At 41.5% G+C, this 22609-nt stretch carries 18 protein-coding genes; 12 read left to right on the forward strand and 6 right to left on the reverse strand.

The window, feature by feature from the left end; all coding sequences use genetic code 11:
• Nucleotides 1-217: 217 nt before the first annotated feature.
• The 4 genes from J2X69_RS14905 to J2X69_RS14920 all read right to left on the reverse strand — a co-directional run bounded on the left by J2X69_RS14905 (nucleotide 218) and on the right by J2X69_RS14920 (nucleotide 2863).
• The gene (locus J2X69_RS14905; RefSeq protein ID WP_310104826.1) at nucleotides 218-1636 is read right to left on the reverse strand and encodes a sigma-54 dependent transcriptional regulator; all 1419 of its coding nucleotides are present in this window, start codon (nucleotides 1634-1636) and stop codon (nucleotides 218-220) included.
• 4 nt (nucleotides 1637-1640) lie between these two features.
• Nucleotides 1641-2021, reverse strand: a complete 381-nt coding sequence (locus J2X69_RS14910; RefSeq protein WP_310104829.1) for a response regulator — start codon at nucleotides 2019-2021, stop codon at nucleotides 1641-1643.
• Nucleotides 2022-2145: 124 nt separating this feature from the next.
• Nucleotides 2146-2397 (reverse strand): hypothetical protein, encoded by a 252-nt coding sequence (locus tag J2X69_RS14915; RefSeq protein ID WP_310104832.1) that lies wholly within the window; start codon nucleotides 2395-2397, stop codon nucleotides 2146-2148.
• Between the two features lie 313 nt (nucleotides 2398-2710).
• Nucleotides 2711-2863 (reverse strand): lmo0937 family membrane protein, encoded by a 153-nt coding sequence (locus J2X69_RS14920; protein WP_310104834.1) that lies wholly within the window; start codon nucleotides 2861-2863, stop codon nucleotides 2711-2713.
• A gap of 192 nt (nucleotides 2864-3055) precedes the next feature.
• Between J2X69_RS14920 and J2X69_RS14925 the strand changes: the two genes are divergently transcribed.
• The 8 genes from J2X69_RS14925 to J2X69_RS14960 all read left to right on the forward strand — a co-directional run bounded on the left by J2X69_RS14925 (nucleotide 3056) and on the right by J2X69_RS14960 (nucleotide 11319).
• Nucleotides 3056-4495: a CHASE3 domain-containing protein gene (locus J2X69_RS14925; protein ID WP_310104836.1), complete on the forward strand. Its 1440-nt coding sequence runs from the start codon at nucleotides 3056-3058 to the stop codon at nucleotides 4493-4495.
• A gap of 101 nt (nucleotides 4496-4596) precedes the next feature.
• Entirely contained in the window at nucleotides 4597-5040 is a 444-nt protein-coding gene (locus J2X69_RS14930) for a response regulator (protein ID WP_310104839.1), read from the forward strand.
• A 7-nt stretch (nucleotides 5041-5047) separates the two neighbouring features.
• A complete protein-coding gene (locus J2X69_RS14935; protein ID WP_310104841.1) occupies nucleotides 5048-6493 on the forward strand; it encodes an ATP-binding protein in 1446 nt (481 codons plus the stop codon).
• Nucleotides 6494-6817: 324 nt separating this feature from the next.
• Nucleotides 6818-7327, forward strand: coding sequence for a YdeI/OmpD-associated family protein (locus J2X69_RS14940; protein ID WP_310104845.1), 510 nt, complete (start codon nucleotides 6818-6820; stop codon nucleotides 7325-7327).
• Between the two features lie 63 nt (nucleotides 7328-7390).
• Nucleotides 7391-8110, forward strand: coding sequence for a LamB/YcsF family protein (locus tag J2X69_RS14945; RefSeq protein ID WP_310104848.1), 720 nt, complete (start codon nucleotides 7391-7393; stop codon nucleotides 8108-8110).
• Nucleotides 8107-8802 carry a 5-oxoprolinase subunit PxpB gene (gene pxpB, locus J2X69_RS14950; protein ID WP_310104850.1) on the forward strand — a complete coding sequence of 232 codons (696 nt, stop codon included), beginning with the start codon at nucleotides 8107-8109 and terminating at the stop codon, nucleotides 8800-8802. Before J2X69_RS14945 ends, pxpB begins: the two co-directional genes overlap by 4 nt.
• Complete coding sequence (locus tag J2X69_RS14955) at nucleotides 8799-9671, forward strand: biotin-dependent carboxyltransferase family protein (RefSeq protein ID WP_310104853.1); 873 nt, start codon at nucleotides 8799-8801, stop codon at nucleotides 9669-9671. Before pxpB ends, J2X69_RS14955 begins: the two co-directional genes overlap by 4 nt.
• Nucleotides 9672-9807: 136 nt before the next feature.
• Entirely contained in the window at nucleotides 9808-11319 is a 1512-nt protein-coding gene (locus J2X69_RS14960) for a DUF4301 family protein (protein WP_310104855.1), read from the forward strand.
• A 253-nt stretch (nucleotides 11320-11572) separates the two neighbouring features.
• On the opposite strand, the gene J2X69_RS14965 is transcribed toward J2X69_RS14960, so the two are convergent.
• Nucleotides 11573-12736, reverse strand: a complete 1164-nt coding sequence (locus tag J2X69_RS14965; RefSeq protein WP_310104857.1) for a class I SAM-dependent RNA methyltransferase — start codon at nucleotides 12734-12736, stop codon at nucleotides 11573-11575.
• A gap of 167 nt (nucleotides 12737-12903) precedes the next feature.
• Here J2X69_RS14965 and J2X69_RS14970 point away from each other — a divergent pair, with 167 nt between their 5' ends.
• The 3 genes from J2X69_RS14970 (at nucleotide 12904) to J2X69_RS14980 (ending at nucleotide 19401) form a co-directional block, all read left to right on the forward strand.
• Entirely contained in the window at nucleotides 12904-14286 is a 1383-nt protein-coding gene (locus tag J2X69_RS14970) for a DUF1080 domain-containing protein (RefSeq protein WP_310104860.1), read from the forward strand.
• A gap of 387 nt (nucleotides 14287-14673) precedes the next feature.
• Nucleotides 14674-17691 (forward strand): TonB-dependent receptor, encoded by a 3018-nt coding sequence (locus J2X69_RS14975; protein ID WP_310104864.1) that lies wholly within the window; start codon nucleotides 14674-14676, stop codon nucleotides 17689-17691.
• 6 nt (nucleotides 17692-17697) lie between these two features.
• A complete protein-coding gene (locus tag J2X69_RS14980; RefSeq protein ID WP_310104867.1) occupies nucleotides 17698-19401 on the forward strand; it encodes a RagB/SusD family nutrient uptake outer membrane protein in 1704 nt (567 codons plus the stop codon).
• Between the two features lie 568 nt (nucleotides 19402-19969).
• Here J2X69_RS14980 and J2X69_RS14985 read toward each other — a convergent pair.
• Complete coding sequence (locus tag J2X69_RS14985) at nucleotides 19970-20992, reverse strand: LacI family DNA-binding transcriptional regulator (protein WP_310104870.1); 1023 nt, start codon at nucleotides 20990-20992, stop codon at nucleotides 19970-19972.
• Between the two features lie 176 nt (nucleotides 20993-21168).
• Between J2X69_RS14985 and uxaC the strand changes: the two genes are divergently transcribed.
• Nucleotides 21169-22608: a glucuronate isomerase gene (uxaC, locus tag J2X69_RS14990; protein ID WP_310104873.1), complete on the forward strand. Its 1440-nt coding sequence runs from the start codon at nucleotides 21169-21171 to the stop codon at nucleotides 22606-22608.
• Nucleotide 22609 lies beyond the last annotated feature (1 nt).

The raw sequence follows: 22609 nt of genomic DNA on the forward strand, positions 1-22609 counted from the left end.
ATGCCTTAGTTTTCGTGATGAAAGTTTAATTCAGAGCTCGGTTGCCCCCATGAATTAGAGCTTCACAAGTTGGGACTGAACGTGATTAATCGGGTACAAAAGATCTGCTCATTTCTCTGCGTTAGCTTGTCTGACTACAGCCAGGTCAGCAAGCCCCAATTAGAGACGTTCATAAAAAAAGCCCGGAAAAAATTCCAGGCCAGGTGAGCAACTTTGCCTATAAATCGTACTGCTTCATTTTATTGAACAGCGTTTTTCGATCTATTCCCAATTGCTTTGCTGCTTGAGTCCTATTATATTTCACTTCCTCGAGCACCTTTTTCAGCACCTCTGCTTCGGCTTCTGCAGCGGCATCCTTAAGATTCAACGGCATTTTATTTCCTTTATTTTCAGTTCTATCCGTTCTATCCGCGTCTGAATCTATAAAATTAAATTTCTGGGAATATACGATTTCAGGAGGAAGGGCAGATACGGACATTTTCCCACCGTCTGTCAATAGCGTAGCTCTACGTATCACATTCAGCATTTCCCTTAAATTGCCCGGCCAAGGGTATTCTTTCAATACATCCATCACCTGTTCATCAAACCCAAAAACCTTCTTGTTCAATTCAGCATTGGAAAGCTCCAAGAAATGGTAGGCAAAAGGCTCAATATCTGCCTTTCTATTTCGCAATGGCGGCACTACAATACTAAATTCATTGAATCTGAAATATAAATCCTCTCTGAACTTACCTGCTAAGACTGCCTTCCTGAGGTCCTCATTGGAAGCCACCAATATCCGTACATCTATAGATTTATCCTTGGTACCCCCTATTCTCCTAAGCTTCCGCTCTTGAACCAATCTGAGCAGCCCCACTTGCGTTTCGTAAGAAAGGTTTGCTATCTCATCCAAAAAAATCGTGCCTCCGTCAGCCAATTCAAATTGTCCCGGTTTTTCGGTTAATGCACCGGTAAACGCCCCTTTTTCATGTCCCCACAGCTCACTCCCTGCAAGCTCTTTTGTGAGGGCTCCACAATCTACAGCGATAAAAGGCTTTCCTGCCCGTTCACTTTGATCATGAATGGTACGTGCAATATTTTCCTTGCCGGCACCACTTTCTCCGTATATCACTACACTGAGACTAGTGGGCGCTACTAAAGCTACTTCCTTGTATAATTTCTTGGACTCTGCCCCGGTTCCTTTCAAAAACTTCGAATCAGATTGCCGGGTTTTATCAGATTCTTTCTTTAACTCTGTTGCTTTGGTAAACGTTTGTGTATTTGACTTGCTAGCTTTGGAGGCAGCAAGAGCCCGCTCAATTAAATTGATAATTTCATCCGGAATCAATGGCTTGGTCACATAATCAAATGCACCATTCTTAATCACTTCCACAGCGATCTTCACATCCGCATATCCTGTAATGATAGCTACTTGGGTACCGGGGGAAACTTCCCTGACCTTCATCAAAACATCTCTCCCCTCCATATCACGCAATTTGAAATCACAGAAAATCAGATCGAAAAATGTTTTTTTGACCATATCCAGGCCATTTTTTCCTGAAATTGTAGTTTCAACATCGTAACCTTTCTTGGTGAGGAATCGCTCTAAAAGTTGACAGATATCTATATTATCATCAATTACGAGAATCTTAGCCATGTTTTTATTTAGAGTTATTGGTATTGATTAGTTGGCTCTGGACAACTTGGTCCAGTCGCGCAATATTGAATGGTTTACTGAGGAAGTCTAATGCTCCATACTGGATTGCTTCCAATTTCACTTCATTATGATCAAAAGCACTCATCATGATCACTTTAGATTGGAGTTTACCTGAATTAATATGCTTGAGCTCATTTAAGCCGTTTCCATCAGGAAGGTTTACGTCTAAAAAGACCAGCTCAGGTTTAGACTGCTCAAACAATTGTCTTCCCTCTTTAAGCGTGCCTGCAGCCAAAACAGAAAAGCCTCTTCTTTCCAGGAATCTGATTAAAAGAGTTCTAATTTCCGGCTCATCATCTATTACTAAGATTAGTTTATTATTCATTTCATCAGCATCTTAACTGTTTGCGCTGGGGCACATTCACTTAGCTAATTGGATAATTCTAAAAAGGTTAGTTAAAGAAAAGGTGCAGCTACAGGCTACACCTTTTCAAAATTCTAAACCTATTTCACTTCACTTTATCTACTTTGTCTTTTGCGGACTGCAAAGCCGTTTTGGTAGCCTCCAGTCCTTCTGACTTAGCTTCCAATAATTTAGTTTTTAAATCACCTACAAGTGCCTGAAAATCTCCTAACAGGCTATTCAACTTTTCTTTTTGAGGACCGAAATCATCCTTGTTTTTGTAAAGATATGCTCCTATCAGAGCACCTGTCACCAGTCCGCTAAGCCAGAGTGTTTTATTTATTGTTGATTTGTTCATTGTGTTTTATTTTAGTGATTGAACTTTGATTTAGATTTTCAGAATAATTCAGAATAATTTTATGCTATACATTGCGAATAAACGCCTATTTTAACCTTTGATCTTGCTGATTTTCATTCCCAGCCCTCCTGAAGCTCCTCTCCCTTGCCATTTATGAATCACAACTAGTCATCAAGAAAATTTCCGTCATTACTTTAATTCATCTTTCAAGGAGGTTCCCATTTCATTTGTCGTTGTTTCGTTGGAATTGGTTTAGAATTTGGGACTTATTTTTAAAAACATGAAATCAAGCTGGATGTATACTTACCCAGAACTATACGGATCTACCGGAAATCAGTCTGAATAATACAGCTATAATTGCTAAAACTAATAATACATGAATCAATCCCCCTACGCTGTAGGCGAATACTCCGATTAGCCAGCCGATCAGAAGAATTACTGCGATGAAATACAATAAAGAACTCATAGTTTTGGGGTTTAGGTTGTTTGATTATTATGTGTCAGTCAGTTCAACAGGTATGCCTGAAATCAGCCAACCTTCAAGAAGCGAGGCTGATTCGGCCATTTAGCCGTTTAAACATGGTTTGAGATTAATATAGCCTAAAGAAAATCCAAGCTTATTGAGTAATTAATTCCCCATAGTGAGAAAATCCTTGTAATGACAAAAGAACAAAACCCCTCTATTCGCCAAGTCAAAATTTATTCAATTGTGACCCTTATACTGATTATCGTCGGCAGCGGTGTTTCCTATTGGACTGCCGGCAGAATAGACTTCTACACCCATGCGGTAATGCATACTACAGAAGTTCTTCAGCGTACAGATCAATTATATTCAAGTATTCTGGAAAGGGAAACTAATATCAGAGGCTACGCCCTGACCGGAAACAGGGATTTTTTAACATTCTATAATCAATCCAATATAGATGCAGAGTTGCTGCTTACGCAGCTACAGGCATTGACACTGGATAATACAACACAGCAAAATAATATTGAGGAACTTCGTGGACTCATCAATTCGAGAGTTGTGATTTTTGAAGCCACTATAGCTTATATGGAAGAGAACGGTAACTTAGACGGCTTCCTAAATCCCTATAAAGTCAACGACGCCTTAAGTGGCTACAAGTCGATTAAAGAGATCGTATTGAGAATCAATGAAGTAGAAAACACACTTTTTCGGGAAAGCAATCAAGTCCTTATCAATAATATTAACGCTTTGCCTTTTATCGTAGGACTGATTTCGATTTTTTCTATTACCATTGGATTGGTGACCTTCTTCTCTATCTACCAATACAATAAAGCACAGCTGGCTGCAAATAAGGAGATTACACTATTTCAGGAAAAACTCAGGGATCAGATCAAGCTTTTGGATGGCTCAAATAAAGAATTGGAGCAATTTGCTTACGTAGCCTCCCATGATTTGCAAGAACCCTTACGGAAAATCACTGCATTTTCTGATCTTCTAAACGAACAGTACAAAGACAAATTACAAGGAGACGGGGACTTATACCTAAGCAGGATCACTGCTGCTGCGGTAAGAATGAGACGGTTGATCACTGACCTTCTGGAATACAGCAGAGCAGGCAGAATTGACAATGAAAAAGTAAAATCGGTGAAGCTCTCCAAAGTAATCTCAGAGATGCTTGAAGACTTTGAAATTGCCATAAAAGACCAATCTGCCAACATCACCCTGGGAAAATTGCCCAAAGTCCATGGCTCTGATACGGAATACAGACAGGTCTTCCAAAATCTGATTTCGAACTCCCTGAAATTTGCAAAGTCAGATGTGAATCCCGAGATCACAATAACCGGTGAAAAGGCCAGTCCAATAATCGTCAGTAGATATCCCACACTGGATAGTAATAAAATCTATCACTTGATAAAAGTGAGTGACAACGGAATAGGGTTTGAGAAAGAACACGTGGATCGAATTTTTTCGATCTTCCAGAGGTTACATGGAAAGAAAGAATATGAAGGCACGGGAATAGGTCTTTCTATCACCCGAAAAATCATAGAAAAAAACGGTGGAGTTATATTTGCGGAGAGCCATCCAGGAAATGGATCTACTTTCAACATTCTTTTGCCGTCTATTGAAGACTAATCGCCGTTTGTCCCAAAAAAAACGGACAGTATTGAATTAGCAAAAAGGTGATTATCTTTTCAACAAAATTAACCCCTTGTTTTGACCAAGCCCCTATGCTCATGTCCTTCGAGAAACCTATCCATATCCTAGTCGCCGAAGATGATGAAGATGATAAGCTACTTATACTAAAAGCTTTCGAAAGAGTACTTCCAAAGGAGAAGGTAACCTGCGTGGAAGACGGTGAAGCTCTTATTAAGTACCTCAAGCGCGTCGCACCCTACGAAGATTTGGAAAAATACCCAAAGCCAGACATTATCCTTCTCGATCTCAATATGCCTCGCAAGGATGGTAGAGAGGCGCTTGCTGAAATAAAAGGCTGTGATGAGCTTAAATCCATTCCTGTAATAATATTTACCACATCAAGCAGCGACGACGATATCCGCGTTACTTACAAAATGGGCTCCAGTAGTTTTATCACCAAACCCGGATCCTTTGAAGAACTAGTGAAAATCACAGAAGAAATTGAGAATTACTGGTCTAAAATAGTCCTGCTGCCTGCATAGAGAAAAGATGAACAGTACTGAAAACATTAAAATACTTTACGTAGATGATGATCCCGACGATTTTTTTCTGGTATCTACTCTGCTCAAAAAAATCACTGATACCCCTTATGAAATAGAAGGAGCTACAAGTCTGGAAGAAGCCATTCCTAAGTTGGATAAAAGCTTTGATGTATTCTTGGTAGACTACAGGCTTGGAAAAGATACCGGCCTGGAACTGATTCGTGAAATAAAATCAGTGAGAAAACACGCTCCTGTAATCATGCTCACAGGCATGAGTACAGGACATATTGACAGGGAAGCCCTTACTCTGGGAGCCTCCGACTATTTGATAAAAGGGGAATTTGACGCGCATACACTTGACAGAACACTAAGGTATGCTATCAGGGATGCTCAATTGATGGAATCTCTGTCAAGCGCAGCCGTGAAATTCAAATCAATTTTCGAGCTGGCAAGTGATCCTTTTCTTTTAATAGACGATGCAGGTGAAATTATAGAAGCCAATCCCGCTTTTCTGAAAAAATTCGGAAAAAAAGCCTTCGATCCCAATTCCGAAGAGAGCTTCTTTTTCAAAAACCTGCTTCCTGAAGAATCCTCTCGTCAAGAATTGGATGATTTGTTTTTCAAGAGTCGGGAACTTTACGACATGGAAGCAATTATGGCAATTGATCATGGACATAGCATCAATTGCCTAATCAGCATAGTAAAACAGGACATAAGGATTTATCAGGTTTTAATCAAAGATTTAAGTGCGATCAAAGCCAAGGAAGAAGAAGAGCTCAACCTTAAAAAATTCTCTTCCACAGGCAGAATTGCCAGACTTTTGGCACATGAAGTAAAAAATCCCCTTACGACAATTCTACTTTCCGCAGATCAATTGCATATGGAGCTGCCTCAGAATGTGCTGGATGAAAGCGGAGATTTGATCGATGTAATCAGGAGAAATTGCGACAGGATCAATCATCTCGTCACCCAGCTGCTGGATAGCACCCGATTCACTGAGCTGGATTCAAAAACCCTCTCCATCAATAAACTTCTGGATGAAGCGCTCGAACATGTTCAGGATAGAATTGAACTCAAAGGAATCAGTACCCAAAAATATTATCAAACAGATATCTGTGATATCCATGTAGATGGGGAAAAAGTAAAAATAGCCTTAATCAATCTGATAGTAAATGCCATAGAAGCTATGGACGAAAACACCGGCAAGCTAATTCTGCGAACATCTGTAAAAAACAAGCAGTGTAGAATTGAGATACGGGATAATGGAGAAGGTATTCCCAAAGAAAATTTAGAACGTCTGTTTGAGCCATTCTTTACCAGTAAAGCAACGGGGTCAGGACTTGGACTTACCAACACCCAAAATATTATTCTAAGTCACGGAGGTTCTATTCGGGTTAAGAGTGAGGTAGGCAAAGGCACCTCATTTCTGATTTCCTTTAATATCCCGGACTAAGAGCTCCGGTCTGTGAATTTCAAATCCCTTCAATATGAGCAGTTGAAGGGATTTTTTATTTTAGCTAATAAAGAATTCGGCTGCACCCCTGCTTAAACTATTAAGAGATAAGAAGAACAGTTTTTATCACATAAAACTATAAATTCAGCTATGTATATCCGCATTTCTGAAAATAAGGCAGTAAATGCATATAGGATTCGGAAAAACACTGGCATTGAGCTTCTTCGGTCATTCAGCCATTAAACCAAAGAAGGCATGACTCATGGCATCATTGCGGATACTCTTACTAGAATTAAGATTACCATTTCATCCAAAACAACAAAAATGATAGAATTTCAAGGGAAACTGGAGGCATTTGAATTTAATCATTGGCAGTATCACATTCCTATTTCCGATGAGATATCCACCCAAATGATGGATGAGAAACATCGCAGGGTTTTGGTCTGGATAAAAGGGCAAGGCCCATTTCACATGGCACTGATGAAGTCCAAGGATTATTGGTATGTCTTAGTCAATCAAGAACTTCGAAATCGCTTTAACTTAAATGAAGGATCTTCCTTTACGGTCAACATAGCGAGAGATCTTAGTGAATACGGTCATGAAATGCCTGAAGAACTCCAAGTACTGATGGATCAGGATGAGGAAGGAACTCTCTATTTCAAAAGCCTTACTCCAGGCAAACAGCGAATGATGGTCTATACTGTCACCAAGGTCAAAAATCCGGAAAGCAGGATGAAGAAAGCGCTGGCGATCATTCACCACCTCAAACTGGCCAAAGGAAAACTGGACTACAAACAACTTAATGAGCTTATTAAATATTACAATAACTTATAGCAAATATTCGAAGCCTTAGCCGACATTTTGTAGATTAGGCTTTACTCAATTTTTGCCAGAACAATGAAGAAACTTCCGGAAATAAACTGTGATTTAGGGGAAGGTATGCCAAATGAGAAACAAATTTTTCCGCTCATCGATACAGCGAGCATTGCCTGTGGAGGACATTTCGGTGATAGAAACACAATTAGTCGAAGTATAGAACTAGCTCTGCTATACAAGAAAAAGGTTGGAGCTCATCCCTCCTATCCAGACCCGGCTAATTTTGGCAGAAAAACGATGAAAATCGCCCATAAAGACCTTATCAAGTCCATCTTAATCCAAATCCTAAAATTCGAGCAATTGGCTGAAGAATCCGGAGTGACTATGGATCACATTAAATTCCATGGAGCCCTGTATAATGATGCTGCTTCCAATGAAGAACTTGCAGACCTACTGACAGATTTTATAGCAAATCACTTTCACAATACACCTATTTTCACTCCTCCCCATTCCCGGCTGGAAAAGTATATCATCGAGAAGGGCTTGATCGGACGTACCGAGGTTTTTGGTGACCGGGGTTATCTGGACGATTACCAACTGATGCCGCGGTCTATCTTCGGATCACATCTCACTACAGAGCCGGAAATATCCGCGCACCTTCATACTATCTTGGACCATGGGTACCTGATCTCTAACCAAGGAAAAAAACTCAAAGTAAAGGCACAAACCATTTGTTTTCATGGAGACAACCCCGGCATCACGGGCTTTTTGCCCTTAATCCGACAAGAATTCTGGTCATGATACCCAAATTATCCCAAATCTCTCCTCTGCTCTATGAATTTGAATGGAATTCCGAAGTGTCAGACAAGCTACTTCAGCAGCAATTAAGTTTCAAAGCAAAGCTTCTACACGACTTCAATCCAAAGATCGTAGATATGAGAATTGGCTTTAAAACCCTTGCAATAATACTTTCACATCCTATAGAATTTACCGAAATAGATAATTGGTTGAAGTCCTTCGATTCGGAAGATTCGAGCTACCCCCTACCGGAAAAAATCCGGGAAATTCCCGTGTGCTATTCTTTAGAAACAGGACGTGATCTCGAAGTTTTGGCACAAAGCAAAAAAATCACTTCAGCAGAACTGATCTCAATACATTCAGCCCCTTTATACCGGCTACATTTTTATGGATTTCTACCGGGGTTTATGTATTTGAATGGTCTGAGAAAAGAATTGCATACAGACAGAAAAAGTGTGCCTGATCGCATTGTCCCGAGTGGTTCGGTTGCTATTGGAGGAACGCAAACAGGTATTTATCCATCCTCAAGTCCCGGCGGCTGGCACCTGATCGGCCAGACTCCTATTTCCCTTTTCGACCCGAAGCAACCCATCCCTGTTTTTGCGTCCGCAGGAGAGCGAATAGAATTTATTCCGATCACCGTTCAGGAATTTGATCAATTGAAAAGGCATCCCCAAAAACCAAAATTCAAATGATCAGGGATATTGGTTATTTGAATATTGTAAAAACCGGTCCGGGGACTTCTGTTCAGGATTCCGGCAGAATCGGATTTACCGGATTTGGAGTTCCTACTTCAGGAGCTTTGGATTCCCGTTCGTTTACTTGGGTAAACCACCTCCTGAAAAACAAAGATTCTGACGCAGCTCTGGAGATCTGTCAACCTGGCCTAAAAATCCAATTTGACTCACCCACACTGATTTGCTTAGCCGGAGCAAAAACGGATGTGAAATTGAATGGAAAAGCGATTGCCGACCATGGAATCCATGCAATCTACGAAAATGATGAATTGGAAATCGGCGCATTTATCAATGGTTCAGTTCTTTATCTAGGCATCAAGAATGGATTTCAAACTGAAAAAATTATGGATTCCAGAAGTTGGTACATAGGAATAAGTAGTAATGACTACGCTGAAAAAGGAGATCTAATCCCCTATTTCACAACTCAGGAACTTCCACGATTCACTGCTTCAAAAGTGAAATGGGATTTCAGTTGGGCTCTACAACCCATCATTAAAGTATATCCTGGGCCGGAATGGAAATTATTGGACGAAAAAACCCGAACCCTGATGGAAGAAATGGATTTTACCATCTCACACCTCAAAGATCGAATGGCTATTCAGTTGGAAGAAACCATCTCCCACAAACCTCATGAAATGGCGACTGCTCCGGTTTTTCCGGGTACTGTGCAGTTGACTTCAGGCGGCAGATTGATTGTCCTGATGAAGGATGCGCAGATCACCGGTGGCTACCCTCGAATTCTTCAGATAACTGATGCGGGACTTTCAGTCTTGGCACAAAAGCGGCCCAAGCAAAGAATAAGGTTTCAGTTGAAAAATGTTACCTAAAAGAGTAATTATGTATGGGAAAAGCAGATCCTGTATAAATTATTAATGAATTTAATTTTAGAAAAAATCCCACATTCAATTTGAGGATACTCACTAAGCCTATTAACTTACACCCTATATTTTTATCAGACACCTAATGGAAAATCACTTAACAGACCAAATTTTGGAACAGGGTATGAACCCTGAAACCGTAGCCCAACAGATTAAACATTTTGAAAATGGCTTCCCTTTTCTAAATATTACCGCTCCTGCCACTCCGGGAAATGGCATAAAAGTTTTGAGCGATAAAGAGTTGAAGCATTTCCTGATGACTTATCCCGAAAAGGCTTCTCAAGTGGAAGTATTGAAATTTGTACCGGCAAGTGGAGCGGCTTCGCGGATGTTCAAAGATCTTTTCTCCTTTCTGGAAGGCGATGGAGATATCAGTAAGTCGGCTTTTGTTCAGAAGTTCATGGACAATATCGAGAAATTCGCTTTCTATGAAGATCTTGATGAGGTATTGGAAAGTCAGGGAAGCAGCATCTATCAGGCACTCGATACCAAAGACTACAAAAGTATCTTGGCCGCCTTGCTATTGGACGAAGGCCTTGGCTATGGTAATTTGCCTAAAGGATTACTCAAGTTTCACCGCTATAAGGAAGGACGCAGAACTCCGGCTTACGAACACTTAATCGAGGGAGTGCAATATGCTATTGGAACCGGGTCAATGGTGAAAATTCATTTTACTGTATCTCCTGAGCACACGGAGAAATTCAAAAAGGAAATAGAAAAAATACTTCCCGGAATAGAGAAAGAATTCGGGGTTAACTTCGACATCAGCTACTCTCAGCAGAAGAAATCTACCGACACCATAGCTGTAAACACCGATAATACGCCATTTACCGAGGAAGATGGAAGTATCCTTTTCAGGCCTGCAGGCCATGGGGCATTGCTGGAAAATCTCAATGATGTATCTGCTGATCTCATTTTTATCAAAAACGTGGACAATGTAGTTCCGGACCGATTGAAAGAGGAAACTAAAAATTACAAAATGGCAATTGGAGGACTGCTGTTGGAGGTTCAGGAGAAAGTATTCAGCGCTTTGAAAAGCTTGGATGATGGTATTGAAGAGAAATCTTTAAGACATGCGGAAGAGGTTTTTACACATGAGATCGGCGGGAAATTGCCAGAGGATTTCCATACGAATTCCTTAGAGCATCAAGGTATTTTTCTCAGGGGCAAACTAAACAGACCGATTCGTGTATGTGGAATGGTGAAAAATACAGGCGAACCCGGAGGCGGGCCATTTTGGGTAAAAGAGACAGATGGCTCCCAATCTCTTCAAATCCTTGAAACTGCCCAGATCGATTTAAACGATCCTGAATCAAAAGTTCATTTTAATGCTGCTACCCATTTCAACCCCGTAGATTTGGTATGTGCTACAAGAAACTACAAGGGCGAACCATTTGATCTACTAAAGTATCGCGACATGATGACCGGATTTATCACCGAGAAATCAAAAAGCGGGAAAGATCTCAAAGCACTGGAATTACCGGGGCTTTGGAATGGAGCTATGGCAGGCTGGAACACGATTTTCGTAGAAGTGCCCCTTATCACCTTCAATCCTGTGAAGACAGTCAATGACCTGTTGAGAGACGAACATCAGTAAAATCTAATATTTCCCGCAGATTTATTCAAAAAATAGATCTGCGGATTTTATCTGCGCTCATCTGCAGGAAAACTTTTACTCGATTATCGTCGCTGATCTATTTTTATATCTGCGGGAATCTGCGAATCAATCTGCCTATATCTGCGGGAAAACTAAAAATCAATGCTCATCTATGGTCTTTATCCGTAAAACCTAAACTGAATCTGCACTTATCTGCGAGTATTATCAGCGAAAATCTGCGGGAAAACTTTACCTACTCTTCCTTCTTTCCCTCATATAAGTCATACTTCAACAAACGACAATCAATTGTTCCGTTCCAGAATTCAATTCTTCGGTTAGCCTTCAGTCCGATTTTTTTGGCCAATTCCAAATTACCCGTAAAAATATATCCTCTGTATCCGGCACACTTCTGCTTCAGAAAATCTCCCATGCGCTTATAGGTGACTTCCAGTTCATCGTTTTCCCCTAGCCTTTCACCATACTCCGGATTGAACATGATCACGCCACGCGGACGCTCAGGTATCTCCGTCTCCGCAAAGTCACATACCTGAAATTCGATCATATGGTCCACTCCTGCAGTAATAGCATTTTCTTGGGCAAAAGATATTGCCTGTAAAGAAATATCCGAAGCTATAATTTTCAGATCGGGAAGTTCCATGATTTTGCTTTCCAATTTTTTCTTTTTTGCCAAGTAAGCCTGCTCCTCGTAGCCTAAAATATGCTGGAAAGAATAATGGTCTCTATATAAACCCGGATAGCGTTTGGTCGCCAGCAGCGCAGCCTCTATAGCCAAGGTACCCGAACCGCACATGGGATTGATAAAAGGAACCCGCGTATTCCATTCGGTAGCGAATATAGTCGCTGCAGCCAGCGCCTCCATCATGGGAGCTTTACCGGGGATCTTACGGTAGCCATGTTTGGCAAGCGTATCACCGGAGGTATTGATGTAAACAGAGCATTGGGTGTCCTTCCAATAAACCTGAAAAACCAAGCCGTCGAAATCAGATCCCGAATCAGGTCTTCTCCCCTTCAATTCCCGAAAACGGTCTACAATGGCATCTTTGACTTTTACATTTACGATCAGCGGTGTGGTGATACTTTCATTTTCGGCTACAGAATTAACCGAAAAATAACCATCCACATCCAGGTAGTCTTCCCATGGAATAGCCTTGAATCTGCGGTAGATATCATCTGCATTTCTCAGGTAAAATGATTTGATTTCATAAAGAACCTGTGAAGCTGTGCGTAAATACAGGTTAAGATCCATGCATTCTTCCATGGTGGCTCTTAGTTCAATCCCTGTTCGGGTGACGGATTCAGGCACAAAACCCAGTTCACGGATCTCTTTTTCCAAGTAAGAAACCGAGCGATCCTTACAGGTGACAAAAACTTTTCCTTTGAGGTTAAAATCAAGCATGCGCAAAAGTAAGAAAGATCCCCGGATTCTTCTCCGCACTTCCACGCAGGGATTTGATTCACTTATTTCAATACAACTCGCAAACGATTGCGTAACTTAAAAGAATTCCCTTTGGAGCAATGCCCCTAAATCTTGAATTTTAGACTGGAAAACAATACCTCAATTTTATGAAATACACCCGAAACATACTAGCTGCCATTATTACTTCACTGGCGCTGGTAAGCTGTGCCGGAGAGCAAAAGACAGAAGATGGCTGGACAGATCTATTCAATGGCAAAGACCTTGAAGGCTGGAAATCTGTAGCAGGAACTGCCACATTTGAAGTGGTAGACGGAACTATAGAAGGAACAGCTGTGGCCGGATCTCCCAACACATTTCTGATCACTGAAGAAACTTACGGGGATTTTATCCTGGAACTGGATCTTAAGATCAGTCATCTATCCAGCAATTCCGGAGTAATGGCCAGAGGGCAATACGACCCGGCTGGCAGAGACGGTCAAGGTTTGGTTTTTGGTTATCAGATCGAAGCTGATCCTTCCGAAAGGGCGTGGTCAGGCGGAGTGTATGATGAAGCAAGAAGAGGCTGGCTATACCCACTTGACCTGAATCCCGAAGCCAAATCCGCTTTCAAAATGGATGAATTCAACCATTACAGAATAGAGGCTATAGGCAATGAAATAAAAACATGGATAAATGGTCAGGAAGTAGCTTATGTAGTCGATGATATGGACAAAACAGGCTTTATCGGCTTGCAGGTTCATAGCATTCAGAAGCCGGAAGACGCCGGAAGAAAGACTTCATTCAAAAACGTAAAAATCCAAACAGAAAACCTTAAACCTAAGGATTTCAACAAGGATATTTTTGTGGTAAACAATAGCTTGAACTCCCTCACAGATTACGAGAAAAACAAGGGATGGAGACTGCTTTTTAACGGTCAGAATTCTGATGGCTGGAAAGGTGCCTATAAGGAAACATTTCCGGAATCAGGCTGGTCTGTCAATGATGGTATTTTGACTATTGCTGCATCAGACGGTGGGGAATCTACCAATGCCGGAGATATAGTAACCAAGGAGAAATTTTCTGCTTTTGACTTGGCATTTGAGTTCAGGCTTACAGAAGGAGCCAATTCCGGTGTGAAATATTTTGTGACTCTTACCGAGGGCAATAAAGGCTCTGCGATAGGACTTGAATACCAGGTATTGGATGATGATAAGCATCCCGATGCAAAAATGGGAAGAGATGGCAATCGTACGATGGCATCTCTGTACGACCTAATCAAAGCTGATAAAAACGGTAGATTTATCAAACCTGTGGGAGAATGGAACAAAGGCCGCGTAGTGGTAACTCCTGACAATAAAGTGGCTCATTACCTCAACGGTGTGAAAGTAGTAGAATATGAAAGAGGTTCTAAGGAATACCGGGATTTGGTTGCGATCAGTAAATATGCCACTTGGGACAATTTTGGCGAAGCCGCTGAAGGACATATTCTTCTCCAGGATCATGGCGATGAAGTAAGCTTCAAAAACATAAAAATCAAGACACTAAAGTAGCTACCTCCATCTTCAGTTTGAACGACAAGCTATAAAACATGCCGGGAATCGAAGAAATGTAAGTAAAATCCAGTCCTATTGACAACACCTGTTTATTTATATTTAAGCAGGTGTTTTTTTTAGACTAAATGAAGTTTTTAGCCATCCTCAATTAAGTATGGCTATATACCATACTTTCATACTAAGCCAACTAGAAGTACCGTGCATTTTCTCTGCGCAACGCCAACGCAATCGATTGCGTAACTCTACCGCTTATCCTCTTGAAAATAGTGTTTAAACAAGCTAACTTGACTTCATCATAGCGTAGGAGCCTGCATTCTTATAGTAAGAAGTCTCGTTTTCCACTCGCTTTGAAAGCAATATTATTAACAACAAACCCATTTTACTATGCAATCAAAAATTTACACGCATCTGCGGGTAGTGCTATTTTTGCTGCTCAGCGTCACGTACAGCTGGGCACAGGAATCACAAGTGAGAGGTACAGTTTACGACGAAACTGGCCAGCCTTTACCCGGTGCCACCATCCTACTTAAAGGCTCTACAGTAGGAACCACCTCCGATTTGGACGGAAAATACAGTATCTCAAGTCCGGCTAACGGTACTCTTGTCATCTCCTTTATTGGTTATTCTCCAATCGAAATAGCGGTAGGAAACCAATCGGTTATCGATATCAATTTGGTTCCGGATTTGGATGATCTGGAGGAAGTAGTCGTAATAGGATATGGTACAGCCAAGAAGAGTCAGCTTACAGGGGCCATTTCATCTGTAGGATCAAAAGAAATCCAAGAATTGCCGATCACTGATGCAAGACAGGCACTGCAGGGTCGAGCTGCCGGTGTGGATGTAACTCAGCCGGGTTCCAAGCCGGGCTCAGCACCCCAAGTACGGATCAGAGGTAGAAGATCTTTTAATGCCTCCAACGAACCGCTTTATGTAATTGATGGAATTCCGATAACAGGAGGAATAAATGATATCAATCCGCAGGATATCACTTCCATGGAAGTACTGAAGGATGCATCAGCCACAGCTATCTATGGATCCAGAGGAGCAAATGGTGTAGTACTTATCACAACCAAAAGAGGAACCGTAGGCAAAACAGTCGTTTCCTTTGACTCCTATTATGGTATAAATAAAGAGTTGGGAAAAATTGATGTCATGAATGGTGCTGAGTTTGCTGAATATAAAAGAGAGTCTAGAAGAGCCAGTGGAGAGTATCCGGAAGGCCCGGCTACACAGGCTGCAGATGAATCAATCTTCGAGCCAATTGAATTAGACGGTATTGCTACCGGCAGAAGCACAGATTATGTAGGAGGATTATTGAGAGGCGGCGCTATCCAAAGTCATCAAATAGGTGTAAGTGGCGGCAGTGACAAAACTACCTTCTTTGTATCCGGCAACTTCTTCAAGGATAAAGGAGTGATTATCAATCAGGATTTTACGCGTTACACTTTCCGTGCAAATATTGATCACCAAATCAATAAGAAAATCAAATTTGGAACTTCTACTTTGGTTTCATTCAGCGAGCGTAACGGTGAAAACTTCAACCCGCTTGGCGGGGCACTGGCCGAAAATCCATTGGGCAAGCCTTACGATGAGGATGGCAACTTGATTTTCCTTCCTACTTCTGATGGACTGAGAACCAACCCGTATGCTGAAGTAGTACCCGGTGCCCAAGTAGACCTCACCAAAAACTACAGAATCTTCAACAGCATCTTTGCCAACTATGATATTATTCCTGGCTTGACCTATAGATTTGTTTTTGGCCCTGATATTACCATCAGTAAAAATGGAAGATTTACCGGTTCACAGACCAATGCCCGCCGTGGGGGTGACGCCACAGGAAGTATCGAAGATAGATTCACCTTTAATTATACGGTGGAAAACATCCTGAATTATACCAAGTCATTTAACCAAGTGCATAATCTGAATTTCACTGCACTGCAATCCATACAAAAAGACAGGTTTGAACAAGCGAGAATTAGTGTATTGGGGATTCCCGATGAAACCCAACTCTACCACAGATTAGGCGATGCTTCACAAATCACCCGTGCCGATACTGACATGATAGAGTGGGGTCTTATGTCTTTTATGGGAAGGTTAAACTATGACTACAAAAACAAATACTTATTTACCGCTACCATGAGAGCGGATGGAAGCTCAAAATTCGGTGCAAACAATCGCTTTGCATACTTCCCATCAGTAGCACTGGGCTGGAATATCCGCTCAGAGAACTTTATGCAGAATTCTTCAGCTATAGATCAGTTAAAAATGAGGGTGTCTTATGGGTCAATCGGTAACCAGGCTATCAACCCCTACCAGACACAAGCGCTCCTGGGCAGAACAAACTATGCGTATGATAACAGTGGTGCTTTTGGATATCGTCCAAGGTCTATCGGTAACCCTGACTTGAGATGGGAAACATCCACCTCCTTCAATGCAGGATTGGATTTCGCAATTTGGAATAGCCGGGTTTTCGGATCTTTTGAATACTATATCACCAATACCACGGATTTGCTAGCGCCACAGCCACTACCCGGTTCCACAGGGTTTCAAGGATATATCACCAATATTGGTGAGACACAAAATCGTGGTATAGAACTTAGTCTCTCCACGCTTAATATAGAAAAGGGAGATTTCACCTGGTCCACAGACTTGATATTCACCAAAAACACCGAGGAAATCATTTCCTTACCGAACGGAGATGATATAGGTGCGGGCAGATTTATAGGTCAGCCATTGTCAGTTTTCTTTGATCTAAAGAAAATAGGAATCTGGCAGCTGGACGAAATCGATGAAGCTGCCTCTTATGGAAGTGTCCCCGGTGAGATCAAAATTGAAGATTTCAATGGTGACGGAGTGATCAATTCTGAAGACAGACAATTTTTGGGATCTGCAGTAGCTGACTTCTCACTGGGTATAACCAATAGATTTAGCTACAAAGGTTTTGATTTCTCCTTCTTTATCTTCGGTAGGTTAGGATCCATGTTACGATCACAGTTTCATACAGGCAATAACTCCTTGGCAGGTAGATATAATAACTTAGATGTAAACTACTGGACACCGAACAACCCTTCGAACGACTATCCTAGACCAAATGTAAATCAGGAAAGTGCAAAATATGCCAGCTCTATGGAGTATTTTGATGCATCTTTTATTAAGGTGAGGAATATTAATTTCGGTTACAACTTCACTCCAGAAGCTGCAAAACGAATCGGTATGACTAGCTTGAGAGTATACAGCAGCATACAGCAACCATTTATCTTCGCCAAGTATCGTTCAAAGCATAAAGGTATTGATCCAGAGGTATTTCTGGATGGTGAGCAAGGGCTAGATCCAGGTGCGGTAGGTGCAAATGTCGCTCCTGCTGTCACTTCTTTTACATTTGGTATCAATGCAAAATTCTAATCGGCAATGAAAAAATTAGCTATATCTATAAATTATTGGGCAAAATCCACAGCCCTTATTCTGGGACTTTCGGCAATGGCCTCCTGTGATGGGTTTCTACAAGAAGACGTAGTCTCCCAAATCGGTAATGATTACCTCAATACGCCAAAAGGCCTTAACGATGGAATCAATGCTGCCTACAGCTCTATGAGAGCATGGTACGGATCCGAGCGAGGCAATAATCTTACTACTTTCGGAACTGATATCTTTACCAACGGTGCAGATGGCTCATGGAAATTTATGAATTTCTATACCAATCAATTTGATTCCCAAAATGGACATGTACGTGAAGTGTGGGATGAGTTCTACAGAGGAATAAACACCTGTAATGCTGTAATTGAGAGGGCTCCAAACGTTACCGGACTTTCGGAGGAAGTCGTCTTACAGAGAGTAGCAGAAGCGAAATTCATCAGAGCCCATCACTATTTCATTTTGGTCCAGCTTTTTGGAGCAGTGGATCTACAGCTTGAAGAGACTATTCTCCCTACCAAAGTAGTAACCCGTTCATCAGTCTCGGCTGTTTACGCGGCTATTATTCAGGATTTGGAAGAAGCTATTCCAAGTTTGGAAGCTAAGGCAAAATCAGATAATTATGGTAGGGCCACCCGAGCTGCGGCAGAGCATCTGCTGGGGAGAGTCTATATTACCAAAGCTACCTCAGAAGCCGGTGAAGCGACAGATTATGCCAAAGCAGAGCCATTGCTACAAAGCGTAATCAACAATTACGGAATTATTTTGTTGCCTGATTTCGGTGATGTACATGCTTTTGGAAATGAAATAAATGACGAGGTAATTTGGTCTGTGCAATATACCCGAGATCCCCTTAATAACCAGCAGCAAAATACAGAAGCCAATCCCGTCTTAAATGAAGGAAACAATGCCCATGTATTTTTCCTGATGGAATACGATGTACAGCCTGGAATGCAGCGGGATACGGAAAACGGACGTCCGTTCAAACGTTATAAATCTACGGATTATACGTTGAACACTATTTTTGCTGATAGAGTCAATGATTCAAGATATAAAAACACCTATGTGGATCACTTTTTATCCAATAGACCGGGCGAGTATAATACCACCTTTGATAAGTCTAAAGAAACCGTAACTTTTGCTCAGGGAGATACAACCATTTGGCTTCCGGGCTACAATATGTCTGTGGCAGAAAGAGCTAAATACCCCTATCAGGTACTTACTCCGGAGCTTTACACAGAAAGAGTTTTCCCCCCAATGAAAAAACATATGGATCCGGGGCGTGTAGACCGTACCCAATTTGAAGGAGGAAGGGATTATATCGCAATGAGATTGGCAGATACCTACCTCCTACTTGCTGAGGCTCAGTTTCGTCAGGGAAAAATCAGCGAAGCGACTGAAAATATCAACGTTGTAAGAAGAAGAGCCGCATTTCCGGGCAAGGAAGCAGAAATGGAAATCTCCAGTTCTGATTTGACCTTCGAGTTTATCACTGAAGAAAGAGCGAGAGAACTTATTGGAGAACAAACGAGATGGCTTGATCTGAAGCGTTGGGGAATATTGGTAGAGCGGGTTAAAGCCCACAACCCTCAGGGAGCTGCGGGTATTCAGGAATTCCATAACCTAAGGCCAATCCCTCAGAATCAGATAGACCGTGCGGAAGGCACCGCAAGTGCATTTCCTCAGAATCCGGGGTATTAAAATTCAATCTGTATAAAACTAAAAACTGCTCTGAGTATATCGGAGCAGTTTTTTTTCGTCATTGCAAGGAAAAACCAATGACCGAAGGGAGTTGGTTTTGACGCGGCAATCCTTTCTGATTTTGGATTTACGAAGTACGATTTACGGCATTAGTGAATCTTGGCACATTAATCTGATCCCTTGGTATTATCTAAATAACTAGTTGAGTTACCTTCTTAGAGTAAATCTTCACTTTCCGTTGATCCCGTAATCGTCATTCGTACTTCTCAAATACAATGAGATTGCTTTGTCCGTCATTGCGAGGAAAAACCAATGACCAAAGGGAATTGGTTTTGACGCGGCAATCTTTTCTGATTCTGGATTTACGAAGTACGATTTACGGCATTATTGAATCTAGGTACATTTAGCTGATCCTTCGGTTTTCACTAAATAACTGGTTGAGTCGACTTCTTAGGATAAATCTTCATTTTCCGTTGATCCCGTAAATCCTCATTCGCATTTCGTAAATACAATGAGATCGCTTCTCCGCCTCAGGCGGATCGCGATGACGGGTAACCGAAGATGCTAATTACAAAGAAACCGTCGATTCCCTGACCGTAATCTTAGACGGGATGGTGATGACCTGATCTATAAGCTCATAGTGCTTCGGCTTGGTCAATTTCCGGATAAGCAATTTTGCACATTCATTTCCAATAGTTACGGCAGGTTGAGTTATCGTAGTAAGGGATGGGTTCAGCAAACCTGCAATAGCGGAATTGGAAAAACTGATCAACTTCAAGTCTGAGGGTATTCTCAATTTTGTCGTTTTTACAGCCTGATATGTCGCAAACGCCAATTTCTCTACCGAGGTCAACACTCCGTCGGGACGATCAGGGGACAGAAGCAGCTCTTCGATCAATTTCACATTTTTCTCCTCATCATGAGTGCAATAAAGTGTCAAAGCAGGATCCGGCTCCCAGCCTTCGCTTAGAATAGCATCATTGTATCCCCGCTTTCTTTCTTGGCTGATGGACAAATCTTTGCACAATGTAAACAAGGCAATCTTTTTGCAGCCCTGCTGGATCAGATGTTTTGTGCCTTCGTAAGCACTTTCGTAGTCATTTGTGATAAATTTGGTGGTAGGGATTTCAGCTCTGATCCTGTCGAAGAATATAATAGGAAGACCACGGTCGTGCAGTTTTTGTAAATGCGATATATCGCTGGTCTGACTGGTCACCGACATCACTATGGCGTCGGCCCTTCCATTTAGAAGAAGATTCACAATTTTACGCTCCCGCTCCAGATCTTCATGAGTATTGTAAATGAGCAGATGATAACCTTGTTCCTGTGCAATTTCTTCAATCCCATCCATGACTTGAGCAAAAAAGTTATTGATCCGCTCAGGTATAATCACAGCAATGGTTTTACTCTTATTTTCGCGCAAACTGCGTGCAAATGGATTCGCATGGTAGTTCAGCTTCTCAGCCATGCTAATTACCTTTTTCTTAGTGGCTTCTGAGATTTCGTAACTATCGTTTAAAGCTCTTGAGACGGTAGAAGGCGCGAGTTTTAATTCTGCGGCCAATTCTTTCAAACTAATTCCTGAGGCCATGGTATGAAGGGTTAATCGGGTTATTTATCGTGCACAAATTACAAATCATTGAGCGTATTAATCCAATACCATCTACATAATTTCGAAATCGTTTCCGCATTTTATTACTTAAATACAGTTGATTCAGGGTATTTTTAGGTCAATAATAAGTTGTAGAAATTTAGCCTAAATAACCAATGCCCTACTCAACAACGAAGGCGTCATTCTTATCTGACGATTTTCTATTGCAAAGTGATTTTGCAAAAATTCTTTATCATCAGTATGCCAAGGACTTACCCATTATAGATTACCACAATCACCTCCCGCCTGCCGAGATAAATGCCAATAAAAAATTTGAAAACATTTCCAAAATCTGGCTTGCCGGTGACCACTACAAATGGAGGGCGATGCGGACCTATGGTATCGATGAAAAGTTCATTACAGGAAATGGCTCTGACGGGGATAAATTTAAAAATTGGGCGAAAACACTTCCCTATACACTTAGAAACCCGCTTTATCACTGGTCTCATCTGGAACTAAAACGATACTTTGGATTTGATGAGCTACTCTCAGAGACTAATGCCTCCGAGGTTTACAAACAGTTCAATACCATTCTGGAGCAAGATTGCTATTCTACTCAGGGGCTTTTAGCCAAAATGAAAGTGGAAGTAGTTTGCTCTACCGATGATCCCATAGATTCCTTGGATCAGCATGTATCCTTTCACAAAAAAGGCAAAGACTTAGGCATGTATCCGGCATTCCGTCCCGATAAATCCTACGCCGTAGAAAATCCTGCTGGCTACAACGCTTATATCTCAAGTTTGGGAGAAAGTGCCGGTTTTGAGATCACCTCATACGAGAAACTATTGGAGGCGATGGGCAAAAGAATAGATTACTTCCATGAGCGCGGCTGCAGACTTTCAGACCATGGGCTGGAGCAACTCTATTTCTTCAAGGAAAATGCATTTTCCATTGATGCCATTTTTGCACAAATCACTTCAGGAAAGGAACTCTCCCAAGAAGAGGTGAATTTCTTCAAGTACACTACCCTCCTAGCCTTAAGTAAAATGTATCATGCAAAAGGATGGGTACAACAATTTCATCTGGGTGCGCTCAGAAACACCAATGAGCGTTCTCTAAGAATACTAGGTCCGGACACCGGTTATGATTCCATCGGTGATTTTGATCAGGCAAAGGCTATGTCCGGTTTTTTCAACGCCCTCAATGCAGATGACCAGCTTGCTAAAACAGTGATATACAACCTAAATCCCCGCGACAATGAAGTTTTTGCAACGATGATCGGCAATTATAATGACGGATCGGTGAAAGGTAAGATCCAGTTTGGATCAGGCTGGTGGTATCTGGATCAGAAGGATGGAATGGAGAAGCAAATCAACACACTTTCGAATATGGGTCTTGTCAGTTGCTTTATAGGTATGCTTACCGATTCCCGAAGTTTTCTCTCTTTTCCGCGTCATGAGTATTTCCGCCGTGTACTTTGCAATCTTTTCGGACTGGATGTAGCCAATGGCGAACTCCCTTGGGACGAAAAATGGCTGGGAGGTATCATCTCTGATATCTGCTACAACAACGCAAAAGAGTATTTTGACTTCAATCCTAAAAATATTCAAGTTTGAT

Source organism: Algoriphagus sp. 4150 (assembly GCF_031457395.1).
Lineage (GTDB): Bacteria > Bacteroidota > Bacteroidia > Cytophagales > Cyclobacteriaceae > Algoriphagus.